This is a genomic window from Roseibium porphyridii (genome assembly GCF_026191725.2).
Lineage (GTDB): Bacteria > Pseudomonadota > Alphaproteobacteria > Rhizobiales > Stappiaceae > Roseibium > Roseibium porphyridii.
On record NZ_CP120863.1, the window covers coordinates 4,927,417 to 4,953,648 of the forward strand.

The following is a 26,232-nucleotide window of genomic DNA, read 5'->3' on the forward strand; positions in this document are numbered from 1 at the left end:
CATGAAATTGGAGCATCACATGATCGAAGTTCAAACTCTCATCAGCCATACCCTCTGCCCCTACGTTCAGCGGGCGGCCATTGTTCTTTCGGAAAAATCCATTCCGTTCGATCGGATTTACATTGACCTGGCAAACAAACCTGACTGGTTTCAAAAGGCCTCACCGCTTGGAAAGGTGCCTCTGCTTAAGACCGAAGAGGGACACTATCTCTTTGAGTCCGCTCCAATCGTTGAATATCTGGACGAAACCCAACCGGGCAAACTTCACCCTGAAGGGCCGGTCGAACGCGCCAGGCATCGGGCCTATGTTGAGTTTGCCTCACAGATCCTGAACGGCATCGGTTCGCTCTACAACGCGAAACATGAACAGGATTTCGAATCCGCTAAAGAGGCTCTACGGGCGAAATTCTGTCATCTGGAAGATCAAATCGACCTCAGGGGACCCTTTTTTGCGGGCGGGTCGTTTTCTCTGGTCGACGCGGCCTTCGCGCCGGTTTTCAGATATTTTGACGTCCTTGATGACTTTGTGGATCTCAAAGTCCTGGACAGTCTGAAAAAGACAGGGAAGTGGCGACGACACTTGGCCGAACGCCCCTCAGTGATGGCCGCCGTTGCCGGAACATATCAGGACGATCTCAAAGTATTTCTGCGCAGGCGGGACAGTTGGCTGTCCCGCCTCCTGAACCGGTTCGAAAGCACGGCACCGGCAACAGCATAACTCTAACTTTCAACCCGCCTTTCAGGCGATCGCAGCTCCAGCCTTGGTGAGGTCCTGCTTCAGGGATGTCCATTTGGCCGGCGTTGCGGTCAAAGTTGCCGGTTCGCGGATTTCAACGTCATAGCCTCGAGACAGTGCTCCCTTGGCCGTTAGCTGGACGCAATGACAAGCGTCGAGACCGACAAGTGTCAATCGGCCGATTTCACGCCTTGCAAGAAAGCTCTCGAAATCCGGGTTCGAAAACGTGTCACCGATAGATTTTTCAAAAACAGGCGCATCGCGAATTTCAAGATTGCGATCGAATTTCAGCCCTTCCCGGCCAGGCGTTCCAATGCCGTTTGCGACCAGTTTCATCAGTTGGATGACGGGCCAGTCCCGAAACACGTTCCTGACAAACACCACTTCGTGACCGGACGAACGCGCGACAGAAATCATCCTGTTGATTTCATCAAGTGCGGCGTCGCGCACTTCTGGATCGAATGCAGTCTTGCCAGTGTTGCGGGTGAAATCTTCCTGCACGTCGATAACAACCAAAGCTTCGTTCGGCCGGACACGTTTATCGATCCTGGCCCCCTTGGTCGGTGTTCCCAGCTTGCGGACAAAATAGGCGAAATAGAAAAAGAGCCCCAGAAGACCGACGATCACAAATCCGACGATACTCAATACTAGGGACATGATGGACCTCCTTGATGTCGTTTCATTCAAGCGCTTTGGGCCGATCCGGATCGTCCTCGAACTCGGCAAAATGATCGAGCATGGCGCAAAGAACCCGTTGGGAGGATTGAAGATCCTCTGCGGAGAACAGCTCGCAGACCGCGTTGATCTCATTGTTCTCCCTTGTGCGGATATCACCAAAAACCGTTTCACCTGCCTCGGTCAGGGCAAAAAGCGGTGAGCGCTTGTGCGCCGGATTGGGTTTTCGCTCTACCAGATGCTGATCTTCCAGCGCGTACATCAGCAACTGGATCTGCTGGCGGGCAAGGAAGAGCGTTCTGGCAACTTCGGGGACCGAAAGCGGACCTGCCTCCTGAAGCACTTCCAATACGGCACGCATGCCGACTGTTACATCCGTGCCTTGAAGCTTTGCCTCCACGGCGCGCGCCAGGCGTCTGTGCACCGGACGGATCAAACGGATGATCTCATAAAGTTCGGTTGATTTATCCATGAAACTCTCTTTGACAACAATATTGTCATTTTGACAGACTATTTGTCAATAGGGAAGTTCAAACAAGCAAAAACCCCGGCGAAAAGCCGGGGTTCTCAGTTTTGGAAACCTGAAAGTGCAGCTTATTCAGCAGCTTCTGGCGTCACTTGGGCAGGTTCCGGTTCGGTCCATTTCAGGACCGGCTTGCGGGCAGCACCGGTTTCATCAAGACGGCGACGTGGAGCAAGATACGGGGCTCCTGAGAACCGCTCCGTCTCGCCGCGCTGCGCACTCATGACCAGGTCACGCATAGTCGCGACAAACAGATCGAGCGACGCCCGGCTTTCAGATTCCGTCGGTTCGATCAGCATTGCACCATGGACGACCAGCGGGAAATACATGGTCATCGGATGATAACCCTCGTCAATCATTGCCTTGGCAAAATCGAGCGTGGTCACTCCGCTGTCCTTCAGGAAACTGTCATCGAAGAGCACTTCATGCATGCAGGGGCGGACACCAAACGGAAGGCTCATCAGATCCTGAAGGCCGACACGGATATAGTTGGCATTCAGGACCGCATCCTCCGAAGCCTGTTTCAGGCCATCAGAACCATGACTCATCATGTAGGACAGCGCCCGGACATACATGCCCATCTGCCCATGAAACGCTGTCATGCGACCAAAAGGTTGCTCGTCGTCTGACGTTGCCGCATTCGTCTCAACCAATTCAAGACCGGCATCGGACTTTCGGATGAAGGGAAGCGGTGCGTAGGGCGCCAGGCGATCCGACAGCACAACCGGACCGGACCCTGGACCACCACCGCCATGGGGCGTTGAAAAGGTCTTGTGCAGGTTGATATGCATGGCATCAACACCGAGGTCCCCCGGGCGTGCCTTGCCGACAATGGCGTTGAAGTTGGCGCCATCACAGTAGAAGAAGCCACCTGCGTCGTGGATCAGGTCGGCAATTTCCTTCACGTCCCGTTCGAACAATCCGCAGGTATTCGGATTGGTCAGCATGATCCCGGCAATGTTGTCTGCGTGCTCGGCAATGGTGTTTTTCAAGGTTGCCAGGTCAACGGTGCCATCCTCCTTGGCGTCGATGGAAACGACCTTGAACCCAAGAAGGGCAGCGGTCGCCGGATTGGTGCCGTGGGCGCTTTCCGGCACGAGCACGATCTTGGGATCCCGCCCAGCAGCCGTATGTGCAGCCTTGATCGCCATCATGCCGCAGAGTTCACCATGTGCACCCGCCTTGGGGCTCATGGCCACTGCATGTGTCCCCGTCGAGACCATCAGCCAGTGGGCGAGCTCGTCGATCAGTTCCAGCGCACCCGGAACAGATGAAACGGGCTGTAGCGGATGGATGTCGGAGAAGCCCGGCAGCCTGGCCATCTTCTCGTTAAGCCGTGGATTGTGCTTCATCGTGCAAGAGCCGAGCGGATAAAGACCGCTGTCGATTGCGTAGTTGTTGCGCGACAGGCGAACATAATGGCGCATGGCTTCCGGCTCGGCGAGGCCGGCCAGACCAATGTCCGCCTTGCGTTCAAACGCGCCGAGTTCAAACTCGATCCCGTCTTCCTCGTCAAGATCGACGCCGGTCGTTTCAAGTGACCCGAATTCGAAGAGCAGCGGCTCTTCCATATCGAGCGCGCGGTTTCCTGTGAAAGTCTTCGGCCGGAAACTTTCTCCTGCCTCGCCTGGTGCGGTGGGGCGTCCTTGCGTATTCATGCTCATGCCAGCACCTCCTTCAGCGCGGCTGCGAAGGCAGCCCGGTCTTCATCCGTGTTGACTTCAGTCGAAGCAACGACCAGTAGATTGGCCAAGTCCTTGTTCTCAGGTTCGAGGCGCGACACCGGCAGACCTGCAAGGACACCGCGTTCGGCGAGTTGCTCAACAACGTCTTCGGCAACTTTGGGCAAAGACAGAGTGAATTCGTTGAAATAGGCCGCATTCAGCACTTCAACACCGGGTACGGCGCTGAGCAATTTTCTGAGCCTTACAGCATTGCCGTGGTTAATCCTCGCCAGCTTCGTCAGTCCCGCCTGCCCAAGCAACGCCATGTGAATGGTGAAGGCCAGACAGCAAAGTCCGGAGTTGGTGCAGATGTTGGATGTTGCCTTGTCACGACGAATGTGCTGCTCACGCGTTGAAAGCGTCAGCACAAAACCACGCTTGCCCTCAGCGTCGACAGTTTCACCGCATAGACGGCCCGGCATCTGGCGAACATACTTCTGGCGTGTGGCAAAGAGGCCAACATAAGGCCCGCCGAAATTGAGACCGTTGCCAATCGATTGACCTTCGCCCACGACAATGTCCGCACCTTGCGTTCCAGGGGGTTCGATCAACCCAAGCGAAACCACTTCAGTGAAGACTGCAATCAGCAAGGCCTTGTGCTGATGGGCCTTTTCAGCAATCGGCTTCAGGTCGATCAGCTGGCCGTAGAATGAGGGTGACTGAACAACAACACAGGATGTCTCGTCATCAATCTGGGAGAGGATATCTTCAGTTCCCATAGGATCGGCTGGTAGACTGACAACCCTGTCACCCGACATGTTCGACAAGCCTTCGACGACTTCGCGATATTGCGGATGGAGGCCACCTGAAAGCACCGCCTTGTTGCGCTTCGTGACCCTGTGGGCCATCAGGACAGCTTCACCGGTGCCGGTTGAACCGTCATACATGGACGCGTTTGCAACATCCATCGCAGTCAGCCGGGCAACCTGTGTCTGAAACTCAAACAGATACTGCAAAGTGCCCTGGGTGATTTCCGGCTGGTAGGGCGTATAGGACGTCAGAAATTCAGACCGCTGAATCAGATGATCAACTGTCGCAGGAACATGGTGTTTGTAAGCCCCTGCCCCAACGAAAAACGGCACCGATCCAGCCGAGGTGTTTTTTTCAGCCATTGCAGAGAGCTTGCGCTCAACCTGCATTTCGCTTGCGCGTTTCGGAAGGTCCAGGAGGCCTTCCAGACGAACGTTTTCCGGTATATCGGCAAACAGGTCGTCAATCGAATTGACACCGATCCGTGCAAGCATGTCACCACGGTCGGTATTGCTTAATGGCAAATAGCGCATCAGGCAGCTCCCAAAGAGTTGTCAGACCCTGCAAACGATGTCCGGATCCTGCTCCGAACCTGTCCGGCCAGCTGTTCAGCTAGCCGCTTCCACTCGTCGGCAGAGCGGTTCAATTTCTACGGTTCATGCAGCGTTTCAGGTCAGTTCCGTCATCGCCGCATTTTACCGGTCTAAAGGCGATCGACCCTTGCCTCACTCGTACAGCTTGTGCCAGCACGTTGAGCTTCATTGGCCATTCGCCGCGTTGTCATGGCGCCGTCAGGCGAAGGGGCCCGGGCTCCACCACGATTTCGCATTTCACGGAATTAGCGATGAAACAGATGTCATGCGCCTTTTCGTGGAGATCCGTAAGCCAGGTCGGATCCGGGGCTTCCGCGGCAACCAAGTTGATTTCCGGCTTCAGAACCACTTTGGTAATCGCCATCTTGCCTCTGGCCACACGGTTCATTTCACCGCGCGCGTCGTCTCGGTAGCTCGCAACGTTGAAACCTGCCCTGCGGGCAAGGTCCAGAAACGACATCATGTGACAAGACGAAATGGCAGCCACCAGGGCTTCTTCCGGGTCAACGGCCCCTTCTATGGAATGCGGCAGGGGCACTATCGTGGGCGATGCACTTGCCGGGACTTCCAGTCCCCCGTCAAAACGCCAGATATGCCCACGAGAATAGGCATTGGCGGCGTAGTCACCGTCACATGCCCATTCAATCTTAGCTGAATAGTGGTGCCCCGCCATGAATTACAGTGTCTCCACGAATGCCTTGTAGGCTGCCTCGTCCATAAGTTCGCTCAGCTGGTCCGCATTGCCGACCTTCATCTTCAAAAACCATGCAGCGCCTTCGGGATCCTCGTTGACCTTGGCAGGTTCGTCTGCAAGCGCGTCGTTCGCTTCAACAATTTCACCATCGATCGGTGCGTATACCTCACTTGCGGCCTTTACAGATTCAACCACGGCGGCCTCGTCGCCTTGAGACAACGTCTTGCCTGCTTCCGGCAGTTCGACAAAGACAACGTCGCCAAGCTGTTCCTGGGCATAGGACGTGATGCCAACGGTGGCGACATCGCCATCCACGGCAATCCATTCGTGATCTTTGGAGTAGTAAGTGGTCATAATTCTCGTCCGTTCTCTGGAGCTTTTTTAGGATTTTGGTTTGCGGTAATAGCGGTTGGGCACAAATGGCATGTCAGCAACAGTGGCAGGCAAGCGACGCCCCCGCACGATGAGTTCAAGCTGCGTTCCCGTTTCAGCCTGCGCGCGCGGTACAAAGCCCATGGCAATCGGAGCGCCGACGGTCGGCGCGAAACCACCCGAAGTCACGGTTCCGATCACATCTGCTCCGGGCAATGCTATTTCAGCACCTTCTCGGGCCGGAGCTTTTCCATCGAGCCGCAATCCGACACGAACCCGGTCTGACCCGTCACGAAGTTCGGCCTGGATGCGCGCCGCTCCTGGAAATCCACCTTCCTCGCGGCGGCGTTTCTGCATGCAGAACGTGATATTGCCTTCCACCGGAGAGGTTGTTTCATCAATATCGTGGCCATAAAGGCAAAGGCCTGCCTCAAGACGCAAACTGTCACGTGCACCAAGCCCGATGGGCTCGACCCTGTCATCTGCCAGAAGTGCGCGGGCAATTGCTTCGGCTGCACCCGCGGGAACGGACATTTCGACGCCGTCCTCGCCGGTATACCCGGCACGGGCGATGTGACAGTCGATACCGTCAAATTCCATGGAGGATGCGCTCATGAAAGCAAGCTCTGCCGCTTTGGGCGCGTGTGCAGCGACTGCAGCAACGGCTTCCGGCCCCTGCACGGCGATCAATGCGCGGTCCTCGACCACTTCAAGCCTGACATTTTCCGGAAGTCTGGCACGAAAATGGGCGTAGTCGACATCCTTGCGCGCGGCGTTGACAACCAGCATGAGCCGACCGTCATCGTCAGCCGATATTGAGCGGGTAACCATCAGGTCGTCGATAATTCCGCCGTTGTCGTTCAACAGAACGGTGTACCGCTGACGACCGAGCCCAAGTTCGACAAAGTTCGACGGGGTTAATGCTTCCAGCGCGCGCGCGGTGGTTTCATGATCGGGTCCAATCAGAAACGCCTGACCCATATGGGACACATCGAACAAGCCGGCCCTAGAACGGGTTTGTTGATGTTCGGCCATAATGCCGGCCTTGAATTGCACAGGCATGGAATAACCCGCAAAGGGTACCATACGCGCACCAAGTTCCACATGAAGGTCGTGAAGAGGCGTTTGTTTCAGATCGGTCTCTGCAACGGGTTCCGCCATAACGGTCCTCGAGTTCGGGGTTGCGCAGTCTCAAACCGCCCGTCACAGGCATTGGTTTGTCTGCACCCCCTCTGTCCGAGTACCTGAGAGATTTCCCGCTGACCACCTGAGGCGGCGGAGCGGTTACTCCTTCGGTGAGCAGTCCGCTTGAACGGATCACTGCTTTCCAGAGCGTTTTAGCCTAGGCGGTCCTTTTGCCTGAGAGTTTCCGGGGCGGTTGCTCCTTCGGCGCCGGCATCTTTTCGTCCGGCCTCTCCCGCATAAGCTTAAGCGTGATACCACGCCAATCAGGGGACGACCCTGATTAGGGCGCGATTGTGCGAGCCGGACAAAGTCTTGTCAATATGCGACGTGTCGCAACTGTTGTTTGCCCGTGCAAAATCTATTTTTTATCCTTCGAAAGAGGTCCTCTAGCGGCGGCGGCCTTCATCAAAGCCGAAGACAACCTTGACGCTCGCACCGGCCGGTATCGTGAATTTGTTTTCAATCAGGGTCCAGGTTTCGGCAGGTGCTCCAGCTGCGATCGAAACCGGGATCTTGAGGATTTCGGAGCTCAGCGGTTTCTCGTCCTCTCCGCCGGGGACAACAGCGACCCGCAGTGGAAGCACAATATCTCCGCCTTGCCATGCGGGTCCTGGTGTCACATCGCCTGAGAAGCCGAGCTTCATGCGACGCCCGCCATCTGCTTCACTTGTGCAGGTCACAGCCCAGTCTTCGACAGTTGCCTGATACCGCAAACCCGAACGCTCGTCCTGCTTGCCACGCACATAGTTCATGATCAGGTACGTGTTGGGTTTCAGCTGCATCGGCGGGCATGGCACAGGCGGAGCAAACGTTTCCGGCGACACTTCAATCGGCTCACGGCCACCTGAAATCACTTTTCCAGCAACGCTGTCCGCTCCACCGCATCCACTCAAAACCACGGCACACAGGCCCGCCCCGAAGGCAAGCTTAATCTTGGTGGCGGACACGGCTCGAAACGTTCTGATCATCATTTTCCCATTCGAATGCAACGCGACTTGGCGGGGCTTATTAGCAGGTCCCGCAATGCTTGGCGAGACTTGATGGCGACAATGCATGAAGCAGGAGATTATGGCCGAAATTATGCGCACTTGAGCGCACCTCCCTTGACAGGGAGGGAGGCGAAGCCCTTATTGCGGCCATATGGGTTTGTCGAAAGTGGACCATGACCGAGACCAAACAGGAAAAACAGCCTCTCAGCCTTCAGCTTTGTGCTCCGCGCGGCTTTTGCGCAGGCGTCGACCGGGCCATCCAGATCGTGGAACTGGCACTGACGAAATACGGTCGGCCGGTCTATGTTCGTCACGAAATTGTTCATAACAAATTCGTGGTGGACGGACTGAAGGCAAAGGGAGCAGTCTTCGTTGAAGAGCTGGAGGAAATTCCTGCAGAACACAGCGACAGACCGGTTATATTTTCAGCGCATGGTGTGCCCAAGTCCGTTCCTGAGGATGCCCAGGCGCGGAAAATGTTCTATCTCGACGCCACCTGCCCGCTGGTTTCAAAGGTGCACAAGGAAGCGGAAATCCATTTCCGCCGTGACCGCGAGGTTCTCCTGATCGGTCACGCGGGCCACCCTGAAGTGATCGGAACCATGGGTCAATTGCCGGATGGCACGGTCACCCTGATCGAGACCGAAGATGACGCCCACGCCTATGTGCCCAAAAGCGACCGGCCTCTTGCTTACATTACCCAGACGACGCTTTCGGTCGATGACACTGCCGGCATCGTTGCGGTGCTGCAGCAGCGATTCCCCGATATCGTGGCTCCGCATAAGGAAGACATTTGCTACGCGACGACCAATCGGCAGGAAGCCGTCAAACATGTTGCGCCAAAAGTGGATGCAATGATTGTTGTCGGAGCGCCGAACTCTTCCAATTCGCAGCGGCTGCGTGAGGTCGCAGAGCGTTCAGGCTGCAAGATTTCCGTGCTAATCCAGCGTGCAAGCGACATTCAATGGCAGGATTTCGAAGGCGTTCGGACTTTGGGCCTGACGGCCGGTGCATCAGCTCCCGAAACTCTGGTAGAGGAAATCATCACTGCTTTCGCCGAACGGTTCGATGTGACCGTTGAAACCGTTCATACAGCGGAAGAGACGATTTCCTTCAATCTGCCACGGGAATTACGGGACATGATCGCCCCGGCCCAGGCAGCCACCGGGTAAGACAATGGCCGTATATACCGAAGTCACCGATGAAGAGCTGAGCGACTTCATCGGCCAGTATGATGTCGGGCGCTTGCTCTCCTTCAAGGGCATTGCGGAAGGCGTCGAAAACAGCAATTTCCTGGTTCATACGGACAAGGCGTCTTTTATTCTGACCCTCTACGAAAAGCGGGTTAATCCGGATGACCTCCCCTATTTCCTCAACCTATTGCAACACCTGGCAGCAAAGGGTTTGTCCTGCCCGACCCCAGTTGCCTCGAAGTCAGGCAAGCTGTTGGGAACACTGGCCGAGCGTCCGGCAGCGCTTGTTACCTTTCTGGAAGGCATGTGGGTCAAACGGCCCCGCGTTGAGCATTGTGGTGAACTCGGCAAATCCATGGCCGAGTTGCATATCGACGGTCGAGACTATGACGGCTTCAGAAAAAACGCTCTGGATGTGAGCGGCTGGCGCCCTTTGTTCGAGCAATGCGGAGACCGCAGCGACAGCGTTCTTCCGGGCCTGACAGCGGAACTATCCACTGAACTCGAACACCTTGAAAAGGTATGGCCCTCGGATTTGCCAGGCGGTGTCATTCATGCTGACCTTTTTCCTGACAATGTCTTTTTTCTGGGCGATGAGCTCTCGGGTCTGATCGACTTTTATTTCGCCTGCAACGACGCTTTCGCCTACGACATTGCCATCTGTCTCAATGCCTGGTGCTTCGAGCAGGACCTCTCCTTCAATGTGACCAAGGCCAGGGCGCTTTTGAAAGGCTACTCAGGCGTTCGGCCACTGAACGAGGCAGAGTATGAGGCGTTACCGATCCTCTGCCGAGGCGCAGCCCTGCGCTTTTTGCTCACACGGCTCTATGACTGGTTGAGCGTCCCGCCGGGTGCATTGGTCACACCGAAAGACCCGATGGAATACGTCAAGAAACTGCGTTTTCACCAAACGGTCAGTTCCACCGAGGCTTATGGACTGGAAAGATGAGCACCGAGAACCGCGTTACGATTTATACCGACGGTGCCTGCTCCGGGAACCCCGGACCAGGTGGCTGGGGAGCGATATTGCGTTTCGGCGGACACGAACGTGAGCTGCAGGGCGGCGAAGTGGAAACCACCAACAACCGCATGGAACTGATGGCGGCAATCGAAGCGCTCAACACGCTAAAACGCCCTTGCGCTGTGGACCTTTACACAGACAGCACCTACGTGCGCAGTGGCATTCGAGAATGGCTTGAAGGCTGGAAACGAAAGAATTGGCGAACCGCCGCGAACAAGCCAGTGAAGAATGCGGACCTCTGGCAAGCTCTCGACACAGCAAGAGAACGGCACGACGTCACCTGGCACTGGGTGAAGGGTCATGCCGGCCACCCCGACAATGAGCGTGCCGATGAGCTGGCACGCGGGGGCATGGCCCCTTATAAGAGCGGCGACCAATAACAAGATCTGTTCGTGCAACAGAGGATTTCGAGTGAGCGATACCAGGGGGGCAGCACCGGCTGAACCACGCCGGCCCGAGCCGCATTCAAACGGCAAGGTGCTCATAATGGCGAACCCGACATCTGGCGGGTATGACGCCCCGTTTCTCCAGGACGTTCGACAACGGTTGGAACGACAAGGGCGTTCGACGGAAATCCGCCTGACGCAGCGTGCCGGAGAGATTGGCGAAACATGTGCTGACCCTGCATTGGCGGTCCAGACACTCGTCGTTGCAGGCGGCGATGGTTCGATCAACGAAGCGCTTACCGGTTTCCAGGATCACCCTGCCCCGCCACAACTCGCCGTGATCCCCACCGGCACGGCAAATGTGCTGGCACTGGAGCTGTCATTGCCACGCACCGCTGCTGCTGTCGCCGAAATGATCCTTGCCCAAAAGACAAAGCCTCTACACTACGGCATTGCTAATGGCAGGCCCTTTGCCCTTATGGCGTCGGCCGGGTTCGATGCAGAAGTTGTTCACGGCGTCCCGCTTTCTCTGAAGCGCCGTTTCGGCAAGCTTGCTTATGTGGTTACCGCTATCCGCATTGGACTGAGACGCAAAAGCGCCCCTTTGGACGTCACGCTGGACGGCGAACATTTCAGTGGCAAATTCGCCGTCGCATGCAATGCACACCGCTATGGTGGCCCGTTTGTGATCTCGCCTGGTGGTGCCACCGATCCAGGTCTTTACATGCTGGTACTGGAAAGAGACGACCCATGGTCGTCCATACGCTATACGATGGCTCTTCTAAGCGGGCGTCTGCACAAGGCGAAGGGGGCCACGGTGAGACCGTTCAACGTTGCATCGATCAAGGCAGGCAGAACAGTTGCAGCGCAGGTGGACGGCGACCCCTTTGGCGCGACGCCATTGGAAATCCAGGCGTCTGACAAGACGGTGCCAATTCTCGTGCCTTAATCCCGGCACGCATGACAATCGCTTCAATGGCGGACCGTTTGTCAGGCGCTTTCGGCTTCTGCTGGCATTTTGCGCAGGATCTTCGTGGCCTCAGAGGCGGAGACCGCTTCCCCGAAGAAGAAGCCTTGCGCATATTCACAGCCAAGCTGATAAAGCTCTAGGGCGTCGTTTTCGCTCTCAGCCCCTTCCGCAACCACCTGCATGCCCAGATCATGCCCCATGGCAACGATGGTCCTGAGTAGAACAGGCCGCGCTGACGACCCGTTGGGTTTGACGAAGGACTGGTCAATCTTGATCGTGTCGAACGGAAACCGTTGCAGGTAAGACAGCGAAGAATGGCCGGTGCCGAAATCATCAAGCGACAGTCCAGCCCCAAGACCCCGCAACCGTTCCAGAACCTTCGCGGAGTATTCGGGGTTCGACATGAGCAGGGACTCAGTCAGCTCAAGCTTGAGCGTTCCCGGTTCCAGGGACGTTCTGGACAACACCGCCTTCACATCGTTGATCAAGTCCTGCTTGAGCAGCTGACGCGAGGACAGGTTGACCGACGCAAACAGCGGGCGTTGCATCGGAAACTCTCGCTGCCAATGCGCAAGCTGTTGCGCGCCCTTGTCCAGCATATACATGCCGAGTTCGTTGATCAGGCCTGACTGCTCGGCAACCGGTATGAATTCCGATGGAGAAATCTTGCCGCGCTTTGAATGGTTCCAGCGAGCAAGAACCTCAAATCCGGCGACAGCCTGATCTTCCAGACGAATGATCGGCTGAAAGAAAACACCAAGTGTCTCCTTCTTGATCGCCTCTCTGAGATCTGCTTCCAGATCAACGATGTTCTTGTCGAGTGGGCGCAGGATCGGACGGAAGACCTCCTGGCGGTCCCCACCAAGACGCTTTGCGTGATTGAGCGCAATCTCGGCATTGGTGAGCATGTCCTCAACACCCTGCTTGCCGCCCTCAAAAAACGAGATGCCGACCGAACAGGTCAGAAAGATCTCCCGGTCGCCGAAGGTGATCGGTGCACGGACCGCCTTGCGCAAAGCATCAGCCAGCGCGACAATTCTGTCTGGCTCCTGTTCCGACAAGAGCACCAGACCGTACTGGTCGCCTGACAGCCGACCCAATGTGTCCTGCTGGCCAATCAGACGGCCAAGACGCCGCGCGACTGTCAAAAGAATGCTGTCACCGGCCGACAGTCCTATGCTGTCATTGACCTGTTTGAACCTGTCGAGGTTCAAAACCAGAATTGTCGGTTTGGACGTTTCCTCAGCCTTCGCACGGACAACGCTTGTACGAAGGCGGTCGACAAAGAGCTCTCGGTTGGGCAACCCGGTCAGGTTGTCATGGACCGCATCATGCAGCAGCCGCTCTTCCGCCGTGCGTTCTTCGGTAACATCCAAGAGCGTCCCGACGCAACGGATGACCTCGCCGTCAGAACCTATGATGGGCCGCGCACGCAGCCGGAACCAACGGAAATGACCATCTTCAGATCTCAGCCGGAACGTTTGCATCACACGACCACGGCGCTGATCGATCACAGCATCGAGCGTCGCGCGGAACCGATCGCGATCCTGCGGGTGCAGCACGTCCAGCCAATCGCGGGCCGGTCCTTCCAGCGTGCCGTGTTTGAGGCTCAGAAGGTCTTCAACTTCGTTGCCGGTAAAGATCCGGTCCCGGTCGATATCCCAATCCCAGATGATGTCGCCTGCCCCGGTCAGCGCCAAGGCTTTGCGTTCCACATCGGAGATCAGGCCCTGCGCGATGGCTCCGCCCGCGAAGGCGTGCTGCATCACTGTAAAGCCAATCAGAAGAACAATCAAAACCAGACCACCACCCAGCGCCGGTTGAACGATGTCGTTGCCAAGATATCCGGTCACGGACATGGCGGCGCCAATCAGCCAGGCAATCAACAGACACCAGGTGGGGATGAGCAGGATTGCCCTGTCGTAATGCTGAAAGGCCAGCACCGCGATTGTCACGAAACCCAGAACGCCAATCACACCCAATGAAAGCCGCGCAATACCGGCGGCGACCGACGGATCCCAGACGGCAACGCCCAAGAGCCCCAGAATGAGGATCAATGTCGTCAATGCGAGGTGAGAATAGTGAATGTTCCAACGATTGAGATTGAGATAGGCATAAAGGAAGATTATCAAGCTGGCCGCAAGCATCACTTCCGCACAGGCTCTGGCGAGCTGGCTGCCGCCACCTTCCAGGTTGAACACCATGCCCCAGAAGCCGAAATCGATACACAAATAGGCGAGCACCGACCAGGCAAGTGCTGCTGTTGCGGGGAACATGACCGTTCCCTTGACGACGAACAAGATCGTCAGGAAGAGCGCCAGCAAGCCTGAAATACCCAGAATAATGCCTCGGTAAAGCGTGTAGGCGTTGATGGTTTCCTTATAGACATCCGGTTCCCAGATGCGGATTTCAGGCAGATTGGGTGTTGTCAGTTCCGCGACAAAAGTCACGATAGAACCCGGGTCGAGCGTCACAAGGAAAACATCTGCCTCCAGACTTTTCTGACGCTGCGGGGCGATGCCCTGGCTTGGGGTAATCGTGGCGATACGCGAGGAGCCGAGGTCCGGCCAGAAGATGTCGGAACTGACAAGTTTGTAGTTCGGCGCGACAATCAAACGGTCGATTTGTTCGTCACTGGTGTTGGCCAGAGCAAAAACAGCCCAATTTGTGTTTGTGCCATCTAGCGAGGGAACCTCGATCCGGCGGACAATCCCGTCAGCACCGGGTGCCGTGGAGACCTGCAGCCGCGTCCCCGCTTCCCTGTGAAGCTCAACGGAATTGGTGATATCCAGCGCTTCGATGTCAATCGGCACGGGGATCGGTTCAAGAGCTTGAGCCGGCAAGGCGACAAGCATCACGAAGATCAACCACAGTGCTATGACATTGCGTTTCAGAACGCTGACGTGTGTGTCCGGTAACGTATGCGACATGGGGCGAAGAACTACCGGGTTGTTGCGCATCTCACAAGAATTCTTTCAAGATACCGTCAACACTCGGTGCCACCTTTTCCAGCCGCGATGCGTGATCTTCCGCCAAACAGGCAAACAAGAGATGATCTTGCCAGGTCCCGTTAATTAACAGATAGTTGCGCGCATAGCCTTCTCTGTGGAACCCTGCATTCTCGAGTAGTCGGATAGACGGCATGTTGGTCGGAAGACACGCCGCTTCAATTCGGTGAAGGTTCAAAACGCCGAAACAAAACGGCAAGATCATGGCGACCGCGGAAGACATATGACCTTTCCCCGCATGCCGTTCCCCCATCCAATAGCCGAGGGTCGCTGTCTGGCTCACACCACGGCGAATGTTGCTCAGCGTCAGGCCACCGAGGATCTGGTGTTGTTTGGCTCGAAACAGCAGAAATGAGAGGCTGCGGCCTTCTTTACGATCCTTCGCATAACGGCGCAGACGGCGGCGAAAACCTGACTTTGTCAGATCGTCGGAAGGCCATAAAGGTTCCCAGGGCTTCAGAAACCTCCTACTTTCGGCGCGCAGCTCCGACCATTCCTTATAGTCGGACATGATCGGAGGACGCAGAAAGTAACCGCCGGCTTCGATCAGCAGTTCGGCGTCAGGCGATGTTCCCGGCCGTAGCAGTGCCATGCTTACACGCCTCCAGCCAATTACATGGAAGCTGCCTGCAGAACCGGTCCCTGTTGTAGCCTGTCCGCAAGCTCTGCTGCGGTCATGATGCCATCAACTGGCCCAATTGCAGTCAGTGTCGGCGTCGCGCCGACAAAGGTTTCGTGCGCGACGCGCCGGATATCCGCAGCAGTCACCGCATCTATCTTGGCCGAGATTTCGTCCGGACCCAGGACGCGTCCATGTACGAGGATCTGCCGTGCGATCTGCCCGGCGCGTGCCGCAGGGCTTTCCAGCGCCATCATCAGGCCGGCGCGGATCTGCGCGCGTGACCTGGCCACTTCATCGTCCGTAATCGTCTGTGTGGCGGACACCAGCTCATCTGCAATCATCGGCATCAGAGCGCCGAGGTCTTCGTGGCTGGTCGCAGCATGAAGCCCGAACAGACCGGTGTCGGAAAACGCCCAATGGAAGCTGTAGATTGCGTAACACAACCCGTGTTTTTCGCGGATCTCCTGGAACAGCCGCGAGGACATCCCACCACCAAGCACAGAAGCGAGGATCTGAATGGCGTAATAATCCTTGGACTTATAAGGCCTGCCTTCAAAGCCCATGAGCACCTGAGCTTCCATGAGATCCTTGGTGCGCAAGGTCTCGCCACCCCGATAGCGGGCTTCAGACTCCTGCGAAGCAGCTTCGCTGCTGAAACCGCCCAGTTTTTCCCGGGCCATCGCAACCAGTTCGTCATGATCAACGGCACCAGCTGCGGCCAGAACCATGTCGGGAGCCCGATACCGTTCCGCCAGATAGGTGTTCAACGCGTCCCGATTGAAGCCCTGCACCGTCTCCGGCGTGCCCAGAATGGGCCTGCCGATCGGCTGGTCGGGCCAGGCTGTCGACTGGAACAGATCAAATGCCTGATCTTCAGGGGAATCGGCGGCCGCACCGATTTCCTGCAGGATCACATGTTGTTCGCGCATCAGTTCTTGAGCGTCGAATGTGGAGTTCTGCAGAATGTCTGCCAGAATATCTACTGCCAGCGGCATGTCTTCAGCTAGAATGCGGGCGTAGTAGTTGGTGTGCTCAATACTGGTCGAGGCGTTCAGCTCTCCACCGACGGCCTCGATTTCCTCGGCAATACCTCTCGCCGTGCGCGATTTCGTGCCTTTGAAAGCCATGTGTTCAAGAAGGTGGGTGATACCGTTCTGGTTCACCAGTTCCGCTCGAGACCCCGTTCGGACCCAGATCCCAAGCGCCGCTGTTTTCAGGTAAGGCATCTGGTCGGTGACGACCGTCATCCCGTTTTCAAGAACAGTTGTTTGTACTTTCATATAGTCACACCCCAGCGGTGACGGCCCGGGCGTGATCTTCGATATATCGCTCCACCACGTCCTGATCTGCCGCCAATATTTGCTGGCGCTCCTCCGCGCTCATCATGTCTTTCAGATTTTCCGGCAATTCCGGGTGTATGCCAGCCGCTTTTTCGACTGCATCCGGGAATTTGGCCGGATGAGCCGTTCCCAGAACCACCATGGGAACAGAACCATCGTTCTGCTCCTTTGCAACATGCACACCAATAGCGGTGTGCGGGTCCAGAAGGTATCCCGCGTCTTCCCAGACCCGTGCAATCGTTGAGGACGTTTGTGCTTCATCACACCGCCCGGCGCCAAAGGAGCGTCGCATATCGGCAAGCGGACCGTCATCGATCGTGAAGCTGCCGGACTGCGCAAGCTGGTTCATCATGCGCTGAACGACTGCTCCGTCCTTGCCACACACTTCCGAAAGGAGGCGCTCGAAGTTGGAGGAAACCTGAATGTCCATCGATGGTGAAATCGTCGGCGTCACGCCGCGCTTTTCATAGCGTCCAGTCTCAAGAGTGCGCGCCAAAATGTCGTTGACATTGGTCGCAACGATCAATTTTTCGACCGGAAGTCCCATTTTCATCGCTGCATAGCCGGCAAAGATATCGCCGAAATTGCCCGTCGGCACTGTGAAAGAAACCTTCCGATGCGGAGATCCCAAAGCAGCTCCGGCGACGAAGTAATAGACGATCTGCGCAAGAATTCGTGCCCAGTTGATCGAGTTGACTCCGGACAACGCGACCCGATCACGGAACGAGAAATGATTGAACATGCCTTTGACGATTGCCTGGCAGTCGTCAAAGTTCCCGGTCAGTGCCAAAGCATGCACGTTGGCATCTTCAGGTGTCGTCATTTGCCGCCGCTGGACATTGGACACCCGACCGTCCGGAAACAGGATGAATATATCGGTTCTATCTCGGCCCCGGAACGCATCTATGGCGGCACCACCGGTATCGCCCGAGGTCGCGCCCACGATCGTTGCGCGGAGACCGCGCTTGGCCAGGACATAATCCATCATGCGGCCAAGCAGCTGCATGGCGACGTCCTTGAACGCCAGCGTGGGCCCGTGAAAGAGTTCCAGAACAAAAGTGTTCGCGTCGGTCTGGACCAACGGCGTCACTGCGGGATGCCTGAAGCTTTGATAGGCTTCGCTGATCATGGACTTCAGATCGTCATCCGGGATGTCACCGCCGACAAAAGGCTGCATTGCCTGGAAGGCAACGTCCTCATAGGGCTTCCCGGCGAAGGACGCTATGGTTTCGGCATCGAATTGCGGCCACGTTTCCGGCAAATACAAACCACCGTCGCGGGCAAGCCCCTGGAGCAGGACATCGGAAAATTCCAGAACTGGTGCTTCACCACGGGTGCTCGTGTATTTCACCGCGCAACTTTCCTTTCGATTTGATCTTGTTTCGGGGCGCCCTTAAGCCCCTTGCCCGATCTGCCAGACATGAAGACTACTTCAAAGCCAGCGGATTTGAAACAAACCATGCCAAACATGCGACTTACGCGCCATAACAATCAAGCGCAAGTCGCTTTTGGCTAAAATCTTGACTGTGGTGGGACAGGGATCAGGCGTGTCCGGCGTCGGAAAACAGCATTGCCGGATCAATGCCCAGACTGCCGAGAGCACGGTGCCATTTTCTGTCGGATTCCCGATCAAAGAGGATGTCCGGATCGGCAGGTGCCGTAAGCCAGCCGTTGGATTGTATCTCGTTTTCAAGCTGGCCCGGTGACCAGCCGGCATACCCAAGAGCCAACATGGCTTGCTCCGGGCCGGTGCCCTGTGCAAGAGCTCTGAGAATTTCAAGTGTTGCTGTCAGGCAGATGCCGTTGTCGATTGTCAATGTCGACTGGTTCAGCATGAAGTCGTCGCTGTGAAGGACAAATCCGCGTTCAACTTCAACCGGGCCACCTTTGTGAACGTTCATGTCACGTACGCTGGCCGGCAGCCGGATGGCGCTGTCGTCATTGACGATATCCAGTTGTATCAAGAGTTCTTCTAGAGACAAGTGCCTGGCAACCTGGTTCACAACCAGTCCCATCGCCCCCTGATCTGAGTGGGAGCATACATAAATCACAGAGTGTTCGAACCGGCTGTCTGCCATGCTCGGCATCGCAATCAGAAACTGTCCTTCGAGGGTATCTGTTGCTTCGGTTACAGCCATTCGTACCTCATTTGCTGTTGACGCCCTCTGCCTTCTAGAAGTGTAGCCCCTTTGGTTGTGTTTGTTAATGTCAGTTTCCAATTTCACAGGCTTCAAGGTTCACGGCAGCGTCACAAGGATATGACCCGGATTTGGGTATCTGGCCGATGACCTCTCCCGGAAAGTCGTGTAGCAAAAGAGCATGAAACGATTTGCGCTTTTCCTTTCGCTCGCCTTTCTGACGGCCCTTTCTCCGGCGCGCGCCGCCATGACCGACTGGACTGAGGTCCAAGGTGGCGCCGTGCGGTTGATTGCCTCTGGCGCTCTGAAGGACGGCTCCTATCTGGCCGGCCTGGAATTTCTCATGGAACAGGGCTGGCATACCTATTGGCGCTACCCCGGCGAAGCCGGCATTCCGCCGCAAATCACGCTTTCGAACACTGCCAATTTGAAAGACATCGAGATTCTTTATCCGGTGCCTGAGCGCTACAATGACGGGTTTTCTGAATCGATCGTCTATCACGACGGCATCGTGTTGCCGATCAAAGTGACCCCTGAAGACCCTTCCGGTGAGGTTCGCTTCTCCATCGAGCTCTTCTTCGGCATCTGCAAGGACATCTGTGTTCCGGGTGACGCTGTTCTCAGCCTCGATTTCGGCCCGGACATGGTAGAAGACAAGCTCGCAGCAAAACTGATCGAGCGCGACCTGGACAATGTTCCGGCGTCTTCAGGCGACGATACGTTGAAGATCCAGAATGTGAGCCTGTCTGAAGACAAGAAAGCGCTGGTTATCGATGCCATCGTTGGCATTGAGGAACAGCCGGACCTCTTTGCTGCCGGTCCACACGGATCATTCATCGGTCTGCCCAAATTGTTCAACCACGATGCAGACACTGCGACCTGGCATCTGTCCACCAAGGGCCTGTCCACTCAGGGCGACGACAGGACACTCCGGCTGGTACTTAAATCCGGTGGCAGGGCGACGGAATTTTTGCAACCGATTGATCCCGCTTGGGTGGAATAAACAGCCGTCAAACCACAAGCGCTCATTTTTGGTGCCGTGTCCCTCGACTGGAACCGGATTCCGCCCTATCTCTGGCCCGGGCTGCATTTTTCTTCTGCAGCCATCGGACAAGGGATTTAGTTATGACACTTAAGGTTGGGGACCGCCTCCCGGAGGCAACGTTCAAGATCATGACCGAGGACGGTCCGGGCGAAACGACAACAAGCGCGCTGACGACTGGCAAGACGCTGGTGCTCTTTGGTGTGCCCGGGGCCTTCACGCCAACCTGCCACATGAACCACCTGCCTGGCTTTGTCGAACATTCAGAGACACTCAAGAACAAGGGCGTTGACGAGATCGCCGTTGTTTCCGTCAACGACGTCTTTGTGATGGATGCCTGGGAAAAGGGTTCGAACACCGGTGGCAAGATCACGTTTCTGGCTGACACCGGCGCTGAGTTTGTCGAAGCCGTTGGTCTCGGGCTCGGCCCAGCACCCATCTTCGGTCATCTGCGCTCACAACGCTTCGCACTAATCGCCAAAGACGGAGAAGTGACTTTTCTGGCAGTTGAAGACAGTCCTGGCGATGCTACTAAAACGGGTGCCGCCGCTATTTTGGAAGCGCTCGGCTAGAGCTTCGCGATATCCGACAAGTTAAGAGAGCCCGGAAGGGCTCTCTTTTATGCGCTGTCCCTGCGCTTTCGAGGCCATAAAACGCTGGCGGCCCAGGTCAAATAGACGCCCACCAATGTGGCCGCGAGACCGAACCAGGTGAGCGCATAACCGAGGTGATCGTTTTTAAACCTAACGATCGTTTCGCCAGCCTGAGGCATTCCGGCGGCAGGCGTAAACGCCGCATCCAAGTCAACGCTATAGGGCGCGAGGCCCGTGGCTTCGACCCCCAGAAGCTCAGCCATCGATGCCGTATCACGCGCGAACCAGATGAGATCGTTCTCATCGGGCTCCGGAGTCGTCCAATTTGGCTTCTCGCTGAGACGCAACAACCCGGTCAGGGCGACTTCGCCTTCAGGCAGGTCAAGTGCTTCAGCTCGGAGATTGTCATCTAACCCCTGGGGCAGAAAGCCGCGATTGACAAAAACCGTCCAACCTTCATCCGATTTGAACGGTACATAGACCATCAGCCCGGGACCGCCTATAGCGCCAACCGGATCTGTCAGCGCCGTGTAGTAATAGGCAAAGCCTTTCTGGAAGGCGCCACTGACCTCAACACGACGATAATCGTCGTCTTCTGAGAGCGTCATCCATTCAGTTGGGCCAGGTGCCGAAACCGGTGGACTGGAAACACCTGCCTTTACTCTGTCGATCAAAGCTTCTTTCCAGGCCAGCCGGTTGAGCTGCCAGAAGCCGAGATTGAGCAGAATGGCCAGCGCAATCAACGTCGCAATGGTTGGAAAAATGAGTTTCCTCATAGGCCCCATCCTCGGGACAATCCTTTCAGTCAGGAGTGCTGATCGTCGTCAAGGCGACCTTCAGCGGCCTTGTGGCGAAACTGCAGGGCAATCATAAGACCTTTCAATGGACGAAGCACCAACCCGGCAAGTACGACAGTTAACGGCAGCCAAAGCAACAGATGCAGCCAGACTGGTGGCTGGAACGAGAGTTCGACAAAAAGCACCAATCCGACGACGACAAAACCGACCAACATGATGACAAACACTGCAGGTCCATCACCACTATCCGCGAAACCATAGTCCAGCCCGCAAGACATGCAGGATTTCTTCACGCTCAGGAAGCCATCAAAAAGATTGCCCTGGCCACACTGCGGACATTTACCCGAAAGGCCGGCGGGTACCGGATTGACCGGAGGAAAATGCGCCTTGTCTTCCATCGCCCGCCTTACTCCAGAGCACTAAAAGATTGCGCCCGACCCGGTTGACCGGATCGGGCGCAAGTGTCGTTCTTAGTATGTCGCCCTAATGGGCGGCAGGTGTACCCGCGCCCCAGATATAGATGGCGACGAAAAGGAACAGCCAGACAACGTCAACGAAGTGCCAGTACCATGCAGCAGCTTCGAAACCGAAGTGCTTTTCCTTGGTGAACTGACCCGCGAGCGCACGGCCCAGACAGACAGCCAGGAAGATCGTACCGACAACCACATGGAAGCCGTGGAAGCCTGTGGCCATGTAGAAGGTCGCGCCATAAATATTGCCGCTGAAGCCAAACGCAGCGTGGCCATATTCATAGACCTGGCAGATGGTGAAGAGCACGCCCAGCAGAACCGTCAGCGTCAATCCCCATTTCAGGCCTTCGCGGTCTTCATGCAGCATAGCGTGGTGCGCCCACGTCACCGTTGTGCCGGAGCACAGCAGGATCAACGTGTTGAGCAGTGGCAGGTGCCAGGGATCGAATGTTTCGATGCCATCGGGTGGCCAATGACCGCCAGTCGCCTCGACCCGCGAAAACTGGATCGCTTCTCCAGCAAAGAGCGCGGCATCGAAATAGGCCCAGAACCAGGCAACGAAGAACATCACTTCCGAAGCGATGAAGAGCAACATGCCGTAGCGCAGATGCAGAGACACAACACGCGTGTGGTGACCCTGATGCGATTCATTGATGGTGTCACGCCACCAACCAAACATCACATAGAGAATGACCAACAGGCCAATGGCGAACAGGCCCCAGCCAGTCAGGTTCATTCCGAACAGAACAAACTCTGTGCCCTGTACCGACTTCATGAAGCCGATGGCTCCAAGAGCAAACACAAATGCGCCCACTCCTCCTAGAAACGGCCACGGACTTGGTTCCACCAGGTGGTAGTCGTGGTTTTTGGTATGTGCCTCAGCCATCGGCAAGCTCCCCAAACACAGTCATTTCAATCGCGCTCACGCGCCATTCTCACAATTTCGTCTCAGCACCGGGCTTTTCGGCTCGGGCTGCTACAGGGCGTTCCGGTTGTTCTACCGGGAAGAAAGTATAGGACAAAGTGATTTCCTTCACGTGTTTCAGTTCAGGATCCTTGTCCATCTCAGGGTCGACAAAAAAGACGACCGGCATTTCGACGGTCTCGCCAGCTTCAAGTGCCTGCTCTGTAAAGCAAAAACAGTCCAGCTTGTTGAAATAGGCTCCGGCAGCGGGCGGCCAAACATTGTATGTGGATGTGCCAACGCTCGGTCCCTCGCCCGTGTTCGTTGCGAGGTAAGCAAGTTGCGCCGACTCGCCCATCTTGAGGGTTACGGACCGTTGCTCAGGCTTGAATGCCCAGGCAAGACTCTGGTTCACATTGCCATCGAAACGGATGGTGATCTTCCGGTCGATCACGACATCGCTGACGGCATCTGCAACCTGTGTAGTGCCACCGAATCCGGTGACCCGGCAGAACAGGTCATAAAGCGGTACGGCTGCGTAGGCCATTCCCACCATCGAAGCAAACATCCCGACGCAAATGACCGCAACTTTGCGGTTCTTACGGGCCAGATCCTGATCCGCTTCCCGGCTCATGCGTTCCTCCATCAGAGCGCCCTGTCCATTACACTCGGTCCCAGCTTGATGATGGTAACGACGTAAAAGAGCACAACCATGGCAACCAACACGGCTGCTATCGCAATCGAGCGCGCACGGCGCTTTTTCTTTTGCTCGTCTGTCAGCTTGATGCCCTGTTCTTCGGCGGCCATGCGATCAGGCCCCCGAGATCAGGCTTTCGCCCAGAAGAAGAGCGAACAGCATGAACAGATAGAAGATCGAAAACTTGAACAGCCGCCAACACGCGGCCTTGGCGGCGTCGCCTTCCCGCTTGCGCCAGATATCTGCGGCAAGGGCAACGAAGATTATACCGAGCGTTGCAGACGCTGCGCCGTAGAACAGGCTCGCAAATCCGAGCAGATAGGGGGCGACACCTACCGGCGCCAAGAGGATTGAATAGATCAGTATGTGGTTGCGCGTGCTGGTGGGCCCTGCGACCACCGGAAGCATAGGCACTTTTGCTGCCGTGTAATCACCGTTTTTAACAAGAGCCAGAGCCCAGAAATGCGGCGGCGTCCACATGAAGATAATCAGGAACAGTACGAAGCTTTCCAGGCTTACGCTGCCTGTGACGGATGCCCAGCCAATCATCGGCGGGAACGCGCCAGCCGCACCGCCAATAACGATGTTCTGGGGCGTCGAACGTTTCAGCCACATCGTATAGACGATGACATAAAAGGCGATCGTGAAGGCCAGGAAAGCACCGGCAAACCAGTTCACCAGAAGGCCAAGCGTCAGAACCGAACCGATCGAAAGCGTGATGCCGAAGGCAAGTGCTTCGTCCGGTGTGATCTTCCCTGCCGGGATCGGACGCTTGCGCGTGCGAGTCATGACGACGTCGATGTCTGCGTCGTACCACATGTTGAGAGCACCGGATGCTCCGGCACCGATTGCGATACACAAGATCGCGACGATACCAAGCACAGGGTGCACATTGCCAGGGGCAAGCATGAGGCCAACGAATGCCGTGAAGATGACCAGCGACATGACACGGGGCTTAAGGAGCGCCACATAGTCGCTCACAGATCCCATCCCGCCGTCCCAAACGGCGCTGTCCTGGTTCATTGTTTCCTGGCGCTCAACGAGCGACATAGGCGCGTCCTTTGATTTCCATGTCAGCCTGTTCTCTCAGCCGGTTTCCAGCACTTACCGAACTTGTCAGGCTTTCAAACTGGCACCGCGCCGGGGTCCGGCGCGGTGCAGATCATGCGATGGAGACTATCCTCCACACCACGCTTACTTGATGCGCGGCAGCGTTTCGAACTGGTGGAACGGCGGAGGAGAAGACAGCGTCCACTCCAGGGTTGTCGCCCCTTCGCCCCACGGATTGTTGCCAACGGCGCGTTTTTTGGAGAACGCCTCGACAATGCCGTAGATGAACACCAGGACTGCGAACGCCGAGATGTACGATCCGATGGAGGAAACATAGTTCCAGCCAGCCAGCGCGTCCGGGTAGTCGGCATAGCGACGAGGCATGCCGTTCAGACCCAGGAAGTGCTGCGGGAAGAACACAAGGTTCACGCCAATGAACGTAATCCAGAAATGCGCCTTGCCGATCGTCTCGTTGTACATGTAGCCGAACATTTTCGGGAACCAGTAGTACCAGGCTGCGAAGATCGCAAAGACGGCTCCGAGCGACAGAACGTAGTGGAAGTGAGCCACAACGTAATAGGTGTCGTGGAACGCACGGTCGAGACCGGCGTTTGCCAGCTGCACACCCGTCACACCGCCAACGGTGAACAGGAAGATGAAGCCGATAGCCCAGATCATCGGGGTTTTGAAATCAATCGAACCACCCCACATGGTCGCAATCCACGAGAAGATCTTCACCCCGGTTGGAACCGCAATCACCATTGTGGCTGCCACAAAGTAGGCCTGGGTCTCGGAAGACATGCCAACCGTGTACATGTGGTGAGCCCACACGATGAAGCCGACCACACCGATGGCAACCATGGCATAGGCCATGCCCAGGTAACCGAAGATCGGCTTACGGGCAAAGGTCGAGATGATGTGACTGATGATACCGAAGCCCGGAAGGATCAGAATATACACTTCAGGGTGACCGAAGAACCAGAACAGGTGCTGGAACAGGATCGGGTCACCGCCACCGGACGGCGTGAAGAACGTGGTACCGAAGTTACGGTCGGTCAAAAGCATGGTGATCGCGCCGGCCAGAACAGGCAGCGACAGGACCAGCAGGAACGCCGTGATCAGTACGGACCAGGCAAACAGCGGCATCTTGTGCAGTGTCATGCCCGGAGCACGCATGTTGAAGATGGTGGTGATGAAGTTGATCGCACCCAGGATCGACGACGCACCAGCAATGTGCAGGGACAGGATAGCAAGGTCCATTGCCGGACCGGGCTGGCCGGAGGTCGACAAGGGCGGGTAGATCGTCCAGCCGCCGCCAACACCGTTTCCGCCTGGAGGCCCTTCAACGAAGAGAGACAGAACCAGAAGCAGGAATGCCGGAGGAAGCAGCCAGAAGGAGATGTTGTTCATGCGCGGGAACGCCATATCCGGCGCACCGATCATGATCGGCACAAAGTAGTTGGCATAACCACCGATCATGGCGGGCATGACCATGAAGAAGATCATGATCAGACCGTGTGCCGTCGTGAACACGTTGAACATGTGCGCATTAGCGAAGATCTGCATCCCCGGCTCTTGCAGCTCCATGCGCATTCCGACGCTGAGTGCTCCCCCTACGATCCCGGCAAAGATCGCAAAGAAGAGATACAACAGGCCAATATCTTTGTGGTTGGTCGAATAGACCCAGCGACGCCATCCGTAGGGATGGTCATGTGCCGCATGTGCTTCGGTCGCAGCCATTTGGGGCTCCCTCTTTCAAA

Annotated in this window: 27 protein-coding genes and 1 riboswitch; of the genes, 7 read left to right on the forward strand and 20 right to left on the reverse strand. The window is 56.4% G+C overall.

The window, feature by feature from the left end:
* Positions 1 to 19 precede the first annotated feature (19 nt).
* Complete coding sequence (locus K1718_RS22645) at positions 20 to 718, forward strand: glutathione S-transferase family protein (protein ID WP_265680752.1); 699 nt, start codon at positions 20 to 22, stop codon at positions 716 to 718.
* Positions 719 to 739: 21 nt separating this feature from the next.
* Here the strand turns inward: K1718_RS22645 and K1718_RS22650 are convergent, their stop codons facing one another.
* The 8 genes from K1718_RS22650 to K1718_RS22685 all read right to left on the reverse strand — a co-directional run bounded on the left by K1718_RS22650 (position 740) and on the right by K1718_RS22685 (position 8,223).
* Positions 740 to 1,393 (reverse strand): cysteine hydrolase family protein, encoded by a 654-nt coding sequence (locus K1718_RS22650; protein ID WP_265680751.1) that lies wholly within the window; start codon positions 1,391 to 1,393, stop codon positions 740 to 742.
* 22 nt (positions 1,394 to 1,415) lie between these two features.
* Positions 1,416 to 1,883, reverse strand: coding sequence for a MarR family winged helix-turn-helix transcriptional regulator (locus K1718_RS22655; protein WP_265680750.1), 468 nt, complete (start codon positions 1,881 to 1,883; stop codon positions 1,416 to 1,418).
* 122 nt (positions 1,884 to 2,005) lie between these two features.
* A complete protein-coding gene (gene gcvPB / locus K1718_RS22660) occupies positions 2,006 to 3,598 on the reverse strand; it encodes an aminomethyl-transferring glycine dehydrogenase subunit GcvPB (RefSeq protein WP_265680749.1) in 1,593 nt (530 codons plus the stop codon).
* Entirely contained in the window at positions 3,595 to 4,941 is a 1,347-nt protein-coding gene (gene gcvPA, locus K1718_RS22665; protein ID WP_265680748.1) for an aminomethyl-transferring glycine dehydrogenase subunit GcvPA, read from the reverse strand. Before gcvPA ends, gcvPB begins: the two co-directional genes overlap by 4 nt.
* Before the next feature lie 247 nt (positions 4,942 to 5,188).
* Positions 5,189 to 5,674, reverse strand: coding sequence for an OsmC family protein (locus K1718_RS22670; RefSeq protein ID WP_265680747.1), 486 nt, complete (start codon positions 5,672 to 5,674; stop codon positions 5,189 to 5,191).
* A gap of 3 nt (positions 5,675 to 5,677) precedes the next feature.
* Positions 5,678 to 6,049 carry a glycine cleavage system protein GcvH gene (gcvH, locus tag K1718_RS22675; protein WP_152503104.1) on the reverse strand — a complete coding sequence of 124 codons (372 nt, stop codon included), beginning with the start codon at positions 6,047 to 6,049 and terminating at the stop codon, positions 5,678 to 5,680.
* A gap of 27 nt (positions 6,050 to 6,076) precedes the next feature.
* Positions 6,077 to 7,228 (reverse strand): glycine cleavage system aminomethyltransferase GcvT, encoded by a 1,152-nt coding sequence (gcvT, locus tag K1718_RS22680; RefSeq protein WP_265680746.1) that lies wholly within the window; start codon positions 7,226 to 7,228, stop codon positions 6,077 to 6,079.
* 176 nt (positions 7,229 to 7,404) lie between these two features.
* Positions 7,405 to 7,497, reverse strand: a riboswitch (glycine riboswitch).
* Between the two features lie 141 nt (positions 7,498 to 7,638).
* Positions 7,639 to 8,223 carry a hypothetical protein gene (locus K1718_RS22685; RefSeq protein WP_209006684.1) on the reverse strand — a complete coding sequence of 195 codons (585 nt, stop codon included), beginning with the start codon at positions 8,221 to 8,223 and terminating at the stop codon, positions 7,639 to 7,641.
* Between the two features lie 191 nt (positions 8,224 to 8,414).
* Here K1718_RS22685 and ispH point away from each other — a divergent pair, with 191 nt between their 5' ends.
* Genes ispH through K1718_RS22705 form a run of 4 tightly spaced genes read left to right on the forward strand, consistent with a single transcriptional unit; the run spans position 8,415 to position 11,790 of the window.
* Positions 8,415 to 9,413, forward strand: a complete 999-nt coding sequence (gene ispH / locus K1718_RS22690) for a 4-hydroxy-3-methylbut-2-enyl diphosphate reductase (protein ID WP_265680745.1) — start codon at positions 8,415 to 8,417, stop codon at positions 9,411 to 9,413.
* Positions 9,414 to 9,417: 4 nt separating this feature from the next.
* The gene (gene thrB, locus K1718_RS22695) at positions 9,418 to 10,383 is read left to right on the forward strand and encodes a homoserine kinase (protein WP_152503107.1); all 966 of its coding nucleotides are present in this window, start codon (positions 9,418 to 9,420) and stop codon (positions 10,381 to 10,383) included.
* Positions 10,380 to 10,835 carry a ribonuclease HI gene (rnhA, locus tag K1718_RS22700; protein WP_265680744.1) on the forward strand — a complete coding sequence of 152 codons (456 nt, stop codon included), beginning with the start codon at positions 10,380 to 10,382 and terminating at the stop codon, positions 10,833 to 10,835. The genes thrB and rnhA overlap by 4 nt, the downstream gene beginning before the upstream one ends.
* Positions 10,836 to 10,866: 31 nt before the next feature.
* Positions 10,867 to 11,790: a diacylglycerol/lipid kinase family protein gene (locus K1718_RS22705; RefSeq protein ID WP_265680743.1), complete on the forward strand. Its 924-nt coding sequence runs from the start codon at positions 10,867 to 10,869 to the stop codon at positions 11,788 to 11,790.
* 41 nt (positions 11,791 to 11,831) lie between these two features.
* Here the strand turns inward: K1718_RS22705 and K1718_RS22710 are convergent, their stop codons facing one another.
* The 5 genes from K1718_RS22710 to K1718_RS22730 form a co-directional block, all read right to left on the reverse strand.
* Positions 11,832 to 14,741, reverse strand: a complete 2,910-nt coding sequence (locus K1718_RS22710; RefSeq protein ID WP_265680742.1) for an EAL domain-containing protein — start codon at positions 14,739 to 14,741, stop codon at positions 11,832 to 11,834.
* Between the two features lie 31 nt (positions 14,742 to 14,772).
* Positions 14,773 to 15,411 (reverse strand): GNAT family N-acetyltransferase, encoded by a 639-nt coding sequence (locus K1718_RS22715; RefSeq protein ID WP_152503111.1) that lies wholly within the window; start codon positions 15,409 to 15,411, stop codon positions 14,773 to 14,775.
* Positions 15,412 to 15,431: 20 nt separating this feature from the next.
* A complete protein-coding gene (locus tag K1718_RS22720; protein ID WP_152503112.1) occupies positions 15,432 to 16,721 on the reverse strand; it encodes a M16 family metallopeptidase in 1,290 nt (429 codons plus the stop codon).
* A gap of 4 nt (positions 16,722 to 16,725) precedes the next feature.
* A complete protein-coding gene (gene thrC / locus K1718_RS22725; RefSeq protein ID WP_265680741.1) occupies positions 16,726 to 18,132 on the reverse strand; it encodes a threonine synthase in 1,407 nt (468 codons plus the stop codon).
* Positions 18,133 to 18,322: 190 nt separating this feature from the next.
* The gene (locus K1718_RS22730) at positions 18,323 to 18,919 is read right to left on the reverse strand and encodes a YqgE/AlgH family protein (protein WP_152503114.1); all 597 of its coding nucleotides are present in this window, start codon (positions 18,917 to 18,919) and stop codon (positions 18,323 to 18,325) included.
* Positions 18,920 to 19,100: 181 nt separating this feature from the next.
* On the opposite strand from K1718_RS22730, the gene K1718_RS22735 reads away from it, so the two are divergent.
* Together K1718_RS22735 and K1718_RS22740 are read left to right on the forward strand one after the other, a co-directional pair.
* The gene (locus K1718_RS22735; RefSeq protein WP_265680740.1) at positions 19,101 to 19,922 is read left to right on the forward strand and encodes a protein-disulfide reductase DsbD domain-containing protein; all 822 of its coding nucleotides are present in this window, start codon (positions 19,101 to 19,103) and stop codon (positions 19,920 to 19,922) included.
* Between the two features lie 122 nt (positions 19,923 to 20,044).
* Positions 20,045 to 20,533 carry a peroxiredoxin gene (locus tag K1718_RS22740; RefSeq protein ID WP_152503116.1) on the forward strand — a complete coding sequence of 163 codons (489 nt, stop codon included), beginning with the start codon at positions 20,045 to 20,047 and terminating at the stop codon, positions 20,531 to 20,533.
* A gap of 47 nt (positions 20,534 to 20,580) precedes the next feature.
* On the opposite strand, the gene K1718_RS22745 is transcribed toward K1718_RS22740, so the two are convergent.
* The 7 genes from K1718_RS22745 to ctaD all read right to left on the reverse strand — a co-directional run bounded on the left by K1718_RS22745 (position 20,581) and on the right by ctaD (position 26,212).
* On the reverse strand, positions 20,581 to 21,330 hold the full coding sequence (locus tag K1718_RS22745) for an SURF1 family protein (protein WP_265680739.1): 750 nt from the start codon (positions 21,328 to 21,330) through the stop codon (positions 20,581 to 20,583).
* A 29-nt stretch (positions 21,331 to 21,359) separates the two neighbouring features.
* Positions 21,360 to 21,749 carry a DUF983 domain-containing protein gene (locus K1718_RS22750; RefSeq protein WP_152503118.1) on the reverse strand — a complete coding sequence of 130 codons (390 nt, stop codon included), beginning with the start codon at positions 21,747 to 21,749 and terminating at the stop codon, positions 21,360 to 21,362.
* 85 nt (positions 21,750 to 21,834) lie between these two features.
* A complete protein-coding gene (locus tag K1718_RS22755) occupies positions 21,835 to 22,707 on the reverse strand; it encodes a cytochrome c oxidase subunit 3 (protein ID WP_152503119.1) in 873 nt (290 codons plus the stop codon).
* Positions 22,708 to 22,756: 49 nt separating this feature from the next.
* On the reverse strand, positions 22,757 to 23,359 hold the full coding sequence (locus K1718_RS22760; RefSeq protein WP_152503120.1) for a cytochrome c oxidase assembly protein: 603 nt from the start codon (positions 23,357 to 23,359) through the stop codon (positions 22,757 to 22,759).
* 11 nt (positions 23,360 to 23,370) lie between these two features.
* On the reverse strand, positions 23,371 to 23,532 hold the full coding sequence (locus K1718_RS22765) for a hypothetical protein (protein WP_265680738.1): 162 nt from the start codon (positions 23,530 to 23,532) through the stop codon (positions 23,371 to 23,373).
* Between the two features lie 4 nt (positions 23,533 to 23,536).
* On the reverse strand, positions 23,537 to 24,472 hold the full coding sequence (locus K1718_RS22770; protein WP_265680737.1) for a heme o synthase: 936 nt from the start codon (positions 24,470 to 24,472) through the stop codon (positions 23,537 to 23,539).
* 144 nt (positions 24,473 to 24,616) lie between these two features.
* Positions 24,617 to 26,212, reverse strand: coding sequence for a cytochrome c oxidase subunit I (gene ctaD / locus K1718_RS22775; RefSeq protein WP_152503122.1), 1,596 nt, complete (start codon positions 26,210 to 26,212; stop codon positions 24,617 to 24,619).
* Between the last annotated feature and the right edge of the window lie 20 nt (positions 26,213 to 26,232).